The following is a 12,091-nucleotide window of genomic DNA, read 5'->3' as shown; positions in this document are numbered from 1 at the left end:
ACGCTGCCCCACGAGGATGAAGCAGTTGGAATAATGCCATCCCAGAAATTTCCAAGATAAAACGTCTGTATCAAAGTATCTGCGACTATTCCCCCTCGATATGTGTCTCCCCCGGGAAGCACAGCAAAAATCTGTCCTTCATAATAGAAATGATATTCTGCATCTGTAAAATCAACCGAAAGCCCACTCCAGAAATTGCCAGTATAAATTCTTTCCCCAAAACTATTCCAACCTTCACCAAACACGCTGAAATAAATATCTCCGTTGGGTAATACAGCAAACATTTTTCCCGGCATACTCCCAGTACCCTCCAAAAAGTATTTAGCACCCACTGCCCCCTGTGCCATTGCGTTATCTCCAAGTGCTTGGAACCCGATCAGCACAGCGATTGACAGGCACAGAATTGATACCGAAAACATCATGAAGCGTTTCATACTTTAATTCCCTCCCGTTTAGGATTATCTAAGCAGCACCATCTTCTTCGATATAGTCTCTTTTCCTGTCGTCAACCTGTAGAAGTAGACTCCAGAGGCTACAGGATCACCAGAATCGCTCACACCATCCCATATGACTTCGTGTCGGCCCTTGTCGTATGGTTTATCGCTCAGGGTCCGAACTCGCTTACCTTCAACATCGAATACCTGGAGCAGTACATCTCCACTCTGAGGTATATAGAAGCTGATATTGGTCGATGGGTTGAATGGGTTGGGGATATTTTGATAGATCTTGACTCTAATTGAAGGAGTGGTCACTTCGTCAGTCTCAAATAACACTACCCTTGTACCATCAATTAGCACATCAACACGATACTGATATTTTGAATTGGGTTCACAAGTATCATCTTCATATGCATAGGCTATTTGGCCCTCCTGTGGATTTATGGAAGCAAGATGCGTTGCTTCTTCGAAGGGAAATGTATATCGCCATATGATAAATTCTGCCACCTCTAGTACATCGTTTACTTCCCAATCTATAACAAATCCATCGACATGTTCATTGATGGAATAGGACAACAAGGCTGTGCTTATAGGAAGTATACTTGAATCATCAATATTTGATGCATATATATCGTAGTTATGGTTCCTATCATCGGTCCAAGCAACAATAATCCCACCATTTTCATTCGAGCATATCCTGGGTCTAGTTTGATTTCGAGCTGCGTTGCAAGCAGCCACTCCATGAAGCCCCCAAAGCAAATTGCCATCAGCATCAATGTGTTGAACGCCAACATCACTTTCCCAAACCCAGGTTACATAGACCCCACTTTCACCATCACTAATAAGCTGGGGATCTCCTGCGCCCCCTTTATCAGCTTCCCCTACCAGCACACCATCTTCACTCCATAACGGATTTCCAGATAAATTGAATTTTTGGGCGTAAACTCTCGGCCTATCCTCGGCTAAACGATAGTCAACCCATGTAACAATCAAATTTCCTTCTTCATTAATGATTGCTTCAGGTGCTGTTTGCACTGATTCCGTTTCAGAAATAACTTTACCGCTAGTCCCCCACAATATATTTCCGACACCATCAATTCTCTGCAAATAAATTTTGTCGACTCCAAACTGATCTTCACCTTTCCAGACAACGATACATCCACCCTGCCCATCATAATGAGCCTTCGGGAAGGACCCAGTTTGCCAATCAGCCGACCTTACCGAGCCTATCGAGATCCCAAAACCACCCCAGAATGAGTTTCCAGTAGAATCGACTCTTTGTGCAAATATCCTCCTGTCAAACCCAAATCTACCATCCTCCCAAACAACATAAACACCACCGGAACCGTCCGGTGCTAGCGTAGAATATTGTTGTCCAAGATCAGTTGGACCATCAGGTGGACTAAGATTCAATTTCTCTCCCCACACACTATTACCTGAAGCATCAAGCCTAAGACAGTAAACATCACCGTAACCACCACTCCAATCGTACCAGGTCACATATACACCGCCACAGGAATCTGGAATTGCATGAACCCACATGAAAAAATTCCGCTCGCATAATTTAATACCATCTGGCCCCCACAATTTTTCTCCATCAGCATTTATTTGCTGAACAAAAAGCTCAGGTTCTTCATATTCCCCTGATAATTCCTCATGCCAAAATATGAACGCACCCCCGGAGAGATTTGAGACTATTTGAGTGTAATGCTGGTGGTGTTCGTTTGAGCAAATCAGGGATCCATCCTCAGACCACTGAACATTTCCGTATGTATCAATTCTTTGTGCATACACATCATATCCCAAAGGGGCTTCCTCACTGGATACCCAGCATATTATCGCCCCACCAAGGCCATCAGGCACCAACTTGGGTCCCCACTGGTTCCCGGGTTTAACACAAATAGGTGTCCCATTATCAATCCATTCAGCATTCGCCCCTGAGGTTAATATTAAGACGGTAACAATCGAAAGCTGTATCAAGCGTACCGTATGCTTCATAGTCCCCTCCATATAATTTGAGTAGATTCCTTTAGAGGCACCACTGTACTACCATAATCAGGTGAAGTCAATATGTAGGGGGGCTATACCTGCTTCGATTAAGTGAAGAATTTCTAACTCAGTGCCTGGTAGTATAGATGGGGGAAGGTCAAACAGACTCAAGTATATATAACTTATTGTTATTTAAGAGAATAAAAAATGAGCCGCCCGGGACTTGAACCCAGCACCACCTGCTTAAAAGGCAGGTGCTCTACCAGATGAGCTAGCGGCCCATACAATGCGTAAGTCTATTTGATGCCGTTTTCAGACGGCGGAAGTATCAATTTAATAAGAGCAGACTGCCCTGTCAACCTGTTTAGAAGCCGTCCCTTATGATAGTCTTCTTGCGCTCGGGTCCGTGCGATATGAACGATGCCTTTACCTCAAGCCTCTCCTCGAGCATCTCGACATATTTCCTGGCGTTTTCTGGCAACGCATCATAATCGCCACTCTCGTCGCCGTTTCCTTCCCAACCGGGAAATTCTTCCAGGACAGGCTTGCACCTCGACAGCATTCCCGCGTTCTGCGGGAAATATCCGATCCTCTTACCGTCCAGTTCGTAGGCCGTACATACCTTCACTTTCTCCATACCTTCCAGGACGTCGAGCTTCGTCAACGCGATCTCTGAGAGTCCGTTCAATTGGACGGCGTATCTTGCCGCGACCAGGTCGAGCCAGCCGCATCTTCGTGGACGACCTGTCGTCGTACCGAACTCGTTCCCCTTATCCGCAAGATATTTCCCGTCATCCCCGTCAAGCTCGGTCGGAAATGGGCCATTCCCCACACGGGTCGTATAGGCCTTGAAGATCCCGATCACCCTGTCGATATCCGAAGCTGCCAGTCCGCTTCCTGTCATCGCTCCACCTATCGAACACGAACTCGAAGTGACAAACGGATACGTCCCATGGTCTATATCCAGAAGGGTCCCCTGGGCACCCTCGAGCATGATCCTTTTACCCTCGCGCTTCCACTTGAAAACCAGTTCCTGAGAATCAATGATCATCTGCGAAAGGAGTTCCCTGATGTTTATCAGGTCGGCGGCTACTTTCTTCGGTGAAAGAGGAGGCGCTCCCAGCAACTTGATCTGCCTGTTGGCGCTTTCAACAATTTCGGTTATCAATTCATGAAGCTTGTCGGTGGGAAGCAGGAAATCCCCCATCCTCATCCCGCGTCTCGTGTATTTGTCTGAGTAGGCAGGGCCTATACCCTTCTTTGTGGAGCCGATACTGTCCTTTTTCAGCTCGGATTCAAGCAGATTGTCGAGGAGTTTGTGCTGGGGCATGACCACATGGGCCGCTGAACTGATGAAAAGACGATGGCTGATATCTATCCCTCTTGAGATCAGGTCACGAAGCTCTTCGAGAAATCCGAAGGGATCTATCACCATCCCATTTCCAAGCAGGCCTGTGATCTCCGGATAAAGAAGTCCTGACGGGATCTGATGAAAAGCGAACTTTCCCACATCAGTCACTACGGTATGGCCGGCATTCGCGCCCCCCTGGAACCGTATCACGACATCGTGGTGCGGCATGAGGAAATCGACTACCTTTGCCTTCCCCTCATCTCCCCACTGACCACCCAGTATTACCGTAGCTGACATATTCTATACTCCTGTTTTTATAAAAACTGCGACCAACGGCCAGCGTGAAGTCTATGTTATAGCCACTTCGAGTGCAACTCATTTATTCCCGGAGTGACAGTCTCTGGAAGGGATTGTCATCATGGTTTCCCACCCCCCTGAGAGGACACAAAAAAACCGCCAGATGGCGGTATCGCTGCTATCTTCTGCTGTTGGATCGCTATTCTTTGAACAACTTCTTGATGACACCCCAGGTTTTCGGAGGCAATGAACTGGGAGTCTCCGACGGATCTCCTGGGTTGCTTCGCACGTTATCTGCATCCGGAATGCCGTCACCCTCGTTGTCCCCAAGTTCGAAGCCGTTCTCGAAGCCGTCACCATCAGAGTCCAGATCGGCCAGGCTGGAATCCCACTTGTCGCCGTTCTGGTGAAATGCCGTCCCAAAAAAGTTAAGGGGGGCATTGCCGGTCGTCGGTGTGGACACGCCATGACAGATGGCACATCTGAATCGGTCGTAGAGAGGAAGTCTTTTCATGAAGTCTTCCGAGCTGTTGGAAATGCCCGCGCCAAGAAGCAGCGAACACACAATCAGCACGGCGAGACCTCGCTTCTTTAGCTCAGGTCGCAATCGCACCTCCTTGTTACAGATTAATTATATCCTGTTCAACAATTTATGTCAAGTAGCTCAGAATGAATATCATCAATAATTCAAAGTTTCCTCAGGGGACTGTCGGGCCAGGTTTTAAGGACTGAAAGCTCGTCCAGGGCTCTGTCCAGGTCCCCGTCCAGCCCCTGCTCGCGAAGAGCACCGGCGAGTCCTTCGACCAGGCTCCTGATGACTCCGCCGCAATGAACTCCGAGAAACCCTGTACGGATCACCTTCCCCTTCAGCTCACCCTGGCCTCCTGTCAGCATAAGCCCCTTTTCATCCACAAGATACGAAAGTATTTCATCCGCGATCACTTCTGGCGGCATCCTGAGAGCCTGTACGGATGCAGAGGGGACTTCAGGAAAGCTTCTCAGCCCCAAAATTGACGCCGCCCGTAGAAAAGCCTGCGCGAAGACTGAATGCCTGTTCCTGGCCTTCTCGACACCATCGTTCTTCATCTTAAGAAGTGAATCATGCATGATCTGCAGGGACTGGACAGCTGGCGTGAAAGGAGTATCCATTGTCGACATCCCTTCCTCATACCGCCCATATGAAAAATAATATTTCCTGTTATCGTTCTTTTTGTAGACACACGCAGCTTTTTCACTTGCGATCACAAGGCTTATTCCCGGAGGGGCGGCCAGGGCCTTCTGCCCGGCCGAAACCAGCAGGTCTATCCCCCATTCGTCCATCCTGATCTCCTCGCTTCCAAGGGAAGCGACAGCATCGAGGACGACCAGTGGCCGCGGTTCTGGCAGGGATTCAAGAAGCTCCCTGAGCTCGAGAAGCAGCCCTGTCGACGATTCCACATGAGCCAGAGTAATGACTTCAGGCGTCTTCTTCTTCATCCTGTCGAGGATGGTGGAGATATCGATCCTCTTTCCGGGATCAAAAAGTACAGGATCGACGTCGCAGCCAAAGGCCCGGGCCAGCTCTGTCCATCTGTCCCCGAATTTTCCTCCGGAGACAGTCATGACACTTGTACCTGGAACAGTAAGATTGCAGATGGCCGATTCCATCGCGCCCGAACCTGAAGCGGTCAGAAAAAATACGTCCCTCGAAGTCCCTGCAAGGACTCCTGTCAACGTGCTGGATTCTCGGACTATTTCCCTGAACCGTTCAGTCCTGTGATGAATATGTTCGAGACCTGCCCATGCTTTGGATTGGATATGGACCGGGCCAGGAGTAAGAAGTAGTATAGTTTTTTTCGATTGAGTCATTCCGCCCGTCGCTGCTCAAAGCCTGGACGCGATCCATCTCCAGATATCGTCGCGCCCCAAACCTGTTTTCGCCGAAGATAACACCATCGGTATCTCGAATTCTTCCTGATCCGGCCCTCCTGTGAAGCGGCCTATCGAGAAACCATCAAAATACGAACGAAATTCCTTCAGCATTTTTGCCTTCGCGTTTCCTCTGATCTTATCGGCTTTGGTAAATACTATCAGAAATTTCCTTTCACCGTCGACAAGGTTCTGGATCATCTCAAGATCGTCCCTTGTTGGAGGGTGTCTCGAATCGATCAGCTGGATCACTCCTGAGAGGTTTTCCCTCTCAGCCAGATATTTTCTGATAATACCGTTCCATTCGGCTCGCATCACCTTTGACACCTTTGCGTAACCGTAGCCGGGAAGATCGACCAGGTGGAACCTGTCGTTGATGAGGAAAAAATTCACAGTGCGGGTCTTCCCAGGGGCCCTGCTGACTCTGGCTATGTTCTTTCTGGAAAGAAGGGTGTTGAGCAGGGACGATTTGCCCACATTGGACCGTCCCGCTATAGCGACTTCCCGCATCGAGGTTTTGGGAAACCTTGTGAGGCTCAGTTCGGTGGCTGCCAGATTGAGACTTTTTATCTTCACTGGTTTATTTTCCGTTAGTTAGCCGATTTTGGCGCATTGTCGCTAAAAAAGCCACCAATACGCCTGCGGTGCTTAATGCCCCAATCGAGCTTCTTTACCAGCGCGTTTTCCAGAACGTCATCTATCGTGTCGGCGATTACTATCTTCATCTTCTTCTTTACTTCCTCAGGAAGCTCCTTGATGTCCTTCTCGTTTCCCTTCGGCAGAACCAGCGTCTTCACGCCGGCTCTCAATGCAGCCACTGCTTTCTCGTTCAGTCCTCCGATGGGAAGGACCTTTCCCCTCAAGGTGAGTTCTCCTGTCATTGCCACATCCCTTTTCACCGGAATATCAAAGAAGGATGAGATAAGAGCTGTACCGATCGCCACGCCGGCGCTCGGTCCGTCCTTCGGTATCGCTCCCTCGGGCACATGTATATGAACGTCTATCGTTGAGAAAAAATCGTTTTCGAGATCGAGTACCCTCGCCTTTGTCCTGGCGAAACTCAGAGCGATCTTCGCTGACTCCTGCATGACATCGCCCAACTGGCCGGTGAGGATCAGTTCGCCCTTACCGGGCATGATCGTCACTTCTATATTAAGTATCTCTCCACCCACCTCAGTCCACGCAAGGGCTGTGGCCATTCCGATCGACTGTTTTTTGTCGATCTCGCTCTCTGTATATTTCGGAATACCAAGATAATTCTCGATATTATTCTTCGTTATCCTTACTCCACTGCTGCTTTCATCGGTGGCGAGCTTCCTTGCTACCTTTCTGCAGATCGAGGCCAGCTCCCTCTCGAGATTCCTTACACCCGACTCACGGGTATACTTCTGGATGATGACTCTGAGTGTAGCTTCGGACACCTTGAGCTGCTCGGGCCTTATACCATGCTCCTTCAGCTGCTTCGGCATAAGGAACTTCTGTGCGATCTTGATCTTTTCATGAAGAAGATATCCCGGAAGCCTGATGATCTCCATCCTGTCAAGAAGGGCGGGCGGCACCGTATATAGAACATTTGCCGTAGTGATAAACATCACTTCGCTGAGATCGAACTCGACCTCGAGGTAATTGTCGCTGAAGGTGTTATTCTGTTCCGGGTCGAGGACTTCGAGAAGCGCCGACGATGGGTCACCCCTGAAATCGCTGCTCAATTTATCTATCTCGTCGAGAAGGAAGACCGGGTTCCTGGTTCCGGCGGTCTTGAGTCCCTGAACGATCCTTCCAGGCATCGAGCCGATATATGTCCTTCTGTGCCCCCTGATCTCAGCTTCATCTCTGGTACCCCCAAGGGATACTCTGACGAATTTCCTGTCCACCGCGTCTGCAATCGATCTTCCCAGCGATGTCTTCCCTACTCCAGGAGGACCAACAAAGCACAATATGGGTCCCTTGAGCTTGCCGACCAGTTTCACAACAGCGAGGAACTCGATGATCCTTTCCTTTACCTTTGCGAGACCATAATGGTCAGCATCCAGCCTCTTCTTGACCTCGTCGAGATCAAGATTGTCCTTTGTCCTCGTCTTCCAGGGAAGGGCGGTCAATATATCGAGGTAATTCCTCACAACGGTCGCTTCGGGTGTCATCGGCGACATCATCTTGAGCCTGTCAAGCTCCTTGTAGGCGATCTTCTGGGCGGATCTGCTCATCCTCGCCTTGCGTATCCTCCGCTTCATATCCTGAAACTGGGCCATCTCGTCGCCATGTCCAAGCTCGTCGCGTATAGCCTTCATCTTCTCGTGAAGGAAGAGCTCCTTCTGGCTCTTCTGTACCTGGCTGGAGACCTTTTCATCGATATCCTTCTCCACTTCCAGGATCTCCAGTTCCTCTGCAAGGATCCTGCTGAGCATCATGAAACGTTCTTCGAGATTATCCGTTTCCAGGATATTCTGTTTCACGTCGTTCCGTAGCAGCAGCTGCGCCGCGACTGTGTCGGCAAGGCTGGAACGGTCATCGATAGTCTGAAGCGAGAGTAGCACCTCGTTAGGTATTCTATGATTCATCCTGACATAATCGGTGAAGAGAGTCTCGACCTTGCGTGTCAGGGCCTCGATCTCCCTCGACATCGAATCATCGATCTCTACAGGTTCGACACGGGCGGACAGGTAATTCCCGTCTTCGATATACTCCTTCACCCTCACCCTGCTGATCCCCTCGAGCATCAGTTTGATCGTTCCATCCGGCAACCTGAAGAACAATCCAATCCGAACGATCGTCCCGACCATATACATGTCTTCCGGACCAGGATCGTTCTCGGTGGGATTCTTCTGCGTTATCACCAGAAGCAGCTTGTCAGATTCGATAGCGCGTTCAACCGCGTTGACAGAGGGCTGTCTTCCGACAAGGATAGCTGTTGCCATCGAGGGAAATATCACGACGTCCCTCAGGGGGACGATAGGAAAGATCTGATCGAACTCACTTATATTATTATCATGTTTACGGCCCATGATGCTCCATTCCGGGGTAGATAGTACAATCAATCAGGGGCTGCGTTTTCATCAAGCCCTTTTCTGACGTTCCTTCTGAAGAAACAGTTCAGGCTCGTCCCTGTCAACAATTGTTTCCTCGGTGATGAGGATCTTTTTGACGTCGGGACGAGAAGGGATGTCGTACATGATATTCAACATCGCGTCCTCGAGGATAGCCCTGAGGCCTCTCGCTCCGGTCTTCCTCTCCATCGCAAGTCTGGCAATGGCGCTAAGGGCACCTGGAGTGAAATCGAGCTCTACATCCTCCATGTCGAACAGCTTCTTGTACTGCTTTATAAGAGCGCTCTTGGGCTTGAGCATGATATCCATCAATGCCGCGGCATCAAGATCCTGAAGCGGAGAGACGATCGGAAGCCTTCCGACCAGTTCAGGGATGAGCCCGAACTTGATCAGGTCTTCCGGCTGTACGTGCTCCATGATCTCGTTCAGTTCCTTACGATAGTCAGGCCCTCTGTCGGCACCGAATCCTACGACCTTCCGGCCTATACGGCGTTCGACTATCTCTTCGAGTCCCTGGAAAGCCCCACCACAGATAAAGAGAATATTACTGGTATCCACTTCGATGAACTTCTGCTGAGGATGCTTCCTGCCACCCTGTGGCGGAACGTTTGCCACCGTACCTTCGAGAATCTTCAGCAGCGCCTGCTGTACGCCCTCACCGGATACGTCTCTCGTGATCGACGGATTCTCACTCTTGCGTGCGATCTTGTCGATCTCGTCGATATAGATTATACCTCTCTCGGTAGCCGGAAGATTGTAATCGGCGTTCTGGAGCAGCCTGACAAGGATGTTCTCCACGTCTTCACCGACATACCCTGCCTCGGTAAGACTCGTCGCGTCCGCAATGGCAAACGGAACCTTCAGGAACCTGGCAAGGGTCTGAGCCAGGAGTGTCTTTCCGACACCGGTCGGCCCTACGAGAAGAATATTGCTCTTCTCAAGTTCGATATCGTCGGTGCTTCTCTCGTGCCTGATCCTCTTATAGTGGTTGTAGACTGCCACTGAAAGCGTGACCTTGGCCTGATCCTGGCCGATAACGTAGGAATCAAGATTATCCCTGATCTCTTTCGGTTTCGGAAAATGTTCCTCGTCGTAGAGGACCGTTCCGGCCATCTCCTCTTCTAGGATATCGTTGCAGAGCCTTATACATTCATTGCAGATGTACACCGAGGGCCCCGAAACGAGTTTCGCCACTTCGTCCTGACCGCGGCCGCAGAATGAACACTTGATAGCTCTTGGAGACTGGGTCTTTTTTTTCATATCTTCCTCGGTATCCCCTGGTGTTACTTTCTATTAATAAATATACTCATTTTCAGGCTATTAGTTCAAAATCATTCAGATTTTTTTATATCACTCTTGGAAACAAGCACATTATCGACCAGGCCGTACGCCAGGGAATCCTCGGCTGACATGAAATAATCCCTGTCCGTATCCTTGGTTACTTTCTTGATAGGCTGCCCGGTATGACCTGCGAGGATCTCGTTCAACCTGACTTTAAGCTTCAATATCTCCCTGGTATAGATCTCGATAGTACTGGCCTGGCCCTGTGATCCGCCAGACGGCTGATGGATCATGACCCTTGCATGAGGAAGAATAGATCTCTTGCCCTTCGTGCCGGCAGCCAGTAGAACCGCCGCCATACTCGCCGCCTGTCCCATACAGATCGTCGCCACATCACAGGAGATGTACTGCATCGTATCGTAGATCCCCAGACCTGCGGAGACCACACCACCGGGGCTGTTGATGTAAATAAAGATGTCTCTCTCCGGATCGTCCGCCTCGAGAAAAAGCAGCTGGGCGACGACGGCGTTGGCCATCATGTCCTCGATCGGAGTGCCGATGAAAATGATCCTGTCCTTGAGAAGCCTCGAATAGATATCATACATCCGCTCTTCTCTGCCCCTTGTCTCTATCACGTAGGGGATCGGTGTCGCGATTATCTTTTCATTCGCCATCCGGATATCTCCTTTACTGGTCAGATCCTTCTGAAACCTGTTTTTTCTCAATCCTTTTTCTTAAGAAGAGCCTCAAAGACCATTTTCTCACGAAGCCTTCCCTTCAGGTTGTTGTAATTGTCGCTGCCCTTCGCGATGACCTTCTTCACCTCGTCAATGGGCCTCTTCCCTTCTTCGGCCAACCGCTCGATCTCTTTATCCATATCCTCATCACCGATTGAGATCTCTTCGGCCTTTGCTATATGATCGACAAGGAAGAAACGCTTGATGTTCCTTCGGGATATCTTGTCGAAAAACTCATCGATCTCCTTCTTCTTCTCCTCGTCCTCCTCAGGACCGACTCCGGCCGCCTGACGCCTCTTCTCGTCCTCACTCTCCAGTTCCTTCTTGAACCTGAGGACCATACTGAGGGGGACTTCGAACGGGTTCTTTTCGATGACCTTGTCTATCGTTTCTTCCTCGAGTTTACGCCTGGCGTCACGTTCCTTTTCCTCGAGGAGCCTTTTATTAATATCCGTCTTCAACCCATCCACTCCACCAAGACTCTCATCCAGCTTGTTCACAAACTCATCATCGATCTCGGGAAGCTTCTTCTCCTTGACCTCTTTGAGAGTAAAAGAGTATTTCACGTTGATGCCGGCCAGTCTCTCAGGTTTGTAATCCTCAGGATAGTCTATCGCCACATCCCCATCCTCACCGGCCTTCTTTCCGACGATAGCAAGCTCGAATTCGGGAAACAGCTGTCCAGCGCCGAGTTGTACTGGATAGTCCTTGATCCTTTTTTCTTCGTCGACCTGGCCATCCTCGCCGATGGGAGCATAGCTGATGACGACCATATCTGCTGTCGTGGCCTCTCTCTCGACCTCTTCGTACTGGACTTCTCTCTCTCTGAGATTCTCCAGCACCTTTTCGACCTCTTCATCCGTCACTTCTGTCTTGTCCATTTTCCCAGCGAGTCCCTTGTACTCCTTCAGTTCGACGACAGGAGCGATCTCCACATCGACCTTGAAAGAAAGGGGCTTGTCTTTCTCATCGTTGATATCGCGGAAAACAGGCTCTCCGAAAGGATGGATCTCCTTTGTCTGAAGTGCATGTCCATAAGCCATCGGG

The 12,091-nt window shown here is 49.8% G+C and carries 10 protein-coding genes and 1 tRNA gene; all 11 read right to left on the bottom strand.

Translation table 11 applies throughout. The features are described 5' to 3' along the window. The coding region (locus tag KOO63_00350; protein ID MBU8920286.1) for a hypothetical protein at window positions 1-434 on the bottom strand (434 nt) is incomplete at its 3' end. A 24-nt stretch (window positions 435-458) separates the two neighbouring features. Further along, complete coding sequence (locus KOO63_00345) at window positions 459-2,435, bottom strand: T9SS type A sorting domain-containing protein (GenBank protein ID MBU8920285.1); 1,977 nt, start codon at window positions 2,433-2,435, stop codon at window positions 459-461. A 199-nt stretch (window positions 2,436-2,634) separates the two neighbouring features. Then, window positions 2,635-2,707, bottom strand: a tRNA-Lys gene (locus KOO63_00340). 83 nt (window positions 2,708-2,790) lie between these two features. Further along, window positions 2,791-4,074, bottom strand: coding sequence for an adenylosuccinate synthase (locus KOO63_00335; GenBank protein MBU8920284.1), 1,284 nt, complete (start codon window positions 4,072-4,074; stop codon window positions 2,791-2,793). 199 nt (window positions 4,075-4,273) lie between these two features. Next, window positions 4,274-4,681, bottom strand: coding sequence for a hypothetical protein (locus KOO63_00330; protein MBU8920283.1), 408 nt, complete (start codon window positions 4,679-4,681; stop codon window positions 4,274-4,276). Window positions 4,682-4,761: 80 nt separating this feature from the next. Then, a complete protein-coding gene (locus KOO63_00325) occupies window positions 4,762-5,922 on the bottom strand; it encodes an aminotransferase class V-fold PLP-dependent enzyme (GenBank protein ID MBU8920282.1) in 1,161 nt (386 codons plus the stop codon). A gap of 15 nt (window positions 5,923-5,937) precedes the next feature. Next, window positions 5,938-6,558, bottom strand: a complete 621-nt coding sequence (gene yihA, locus KOO63_00320; GenBank protein ID MBU8920281.1) for a ribosome biogenesis GTP-binding protein YihA/YsxC — start codon at window positions 6,556-6,558, stop codon at window positions 5,938-5,940. A 14-nt stretch (window positions 6,559-6,572) separates the two neighbouring features. Beyond that, window positions 6,573-8,984 (bottom strand): endopeptidase La, encoded by a 2,412-nt coding sequence (gene lon / locus KOO63_00315; protein ID MBU8920280.1) that lies wholly within the window; start codon window positions 8,982-8,984, stop codon window positions 6,573-6,575. A gap of 51 nt (window positions 8,985-9,035) precedes the next feature. Then, a complete protein-coding gene (clpX, locus tag KOO63_00310) occupies window positions 9,036-10,286 on the bottom strand; it encodes an ATP-dependent Clp protease ATP-binding subunit ClpX (protein MBU8920279.1) in 1,251 nt (416 codons plus the stop codon). A 71-nt stretch (window positions 10,287-10,357) separates the two neighbouring features. Beyond that, window positions 10,358-10,981 carry an ATP-dependent Clp endopeptidase proteolytic subunit ClpP gene (clpP, locus tag KOO63_00305; GenBank protein ID MBU8920278.1) on the bottom strand — a complete coding sequence of 208 codons (624 nt, stop codon included), beginning with the start codon at window positions 10,979-10,981 and terminating at the stop codon, window positions 10,358-10,360. A 47-nt stretch (window positions 10,982-11,028) separates the two neighbouring features. Next, window positions 11,029-12,091, bottom strand: a 1,063-nt coding sequence (gene tig, locus KOO63_00300) for a trigger factor (protein MBU8920277.1), incomplete at its 5' end; no start/stop codon positions are given.

The sequence above is a fragment of the Candidatus Latescibacterota bacterium genome (assembly GCA_019038625.1).
Taxonomy (GTDB): Bacteria; Krumholzibacteriota; Krumholzibacteriia; order Krumholzibacteriales; family Krumholzibacteriaceae; genus JAGLYV01.
Note: the sequence above shows the minus strand (reverse complement) of the source record. Positions and strands in the feature narration are given on the sequence as shown.

Coding starts and splice junctions, on each gene's coding strand:
- KOO63_00345 (MBU8920285.1), bottom strand. CDS start 2,435: ATGAAGCATACGGTACGCTTGATACAGCTTTCGATTGTTACCGTCTTA.
- KOO63_00335 (MBU8920284.1), bottom strand. CDS start 4,074: ATGTCAGCTACGGTAATACTGGGTGGTCAGTGGGGAGATGAGGGGAAG.
- KOO63_00325 (MBU8920282.1), bottom strand. CDS start 5,922: ATGACTCAATCGAAAAAAACTATACTACTTCTTACTCCTGGCCCGGTC.
- lon (MBU8920280.1), bottom strand. CDS start 8,984: ATGGGCCGTAAACATGATAATAATATAAGTGAGTTCGATCAGATCTTT.
- clpX (MBU8920279.1), bottom strand. CDS start 10,286: ATGAAAAAAAAGACCCAGTCTCCAAGAGCTATCAAGTGTTCATTCTGC.
- clpP (MBU8920278.1), bottom strand. CDS start 10,981: ATGGCGAATGAAAAGATAATCGCGACACCGATCCCCTACGTGATAGAG.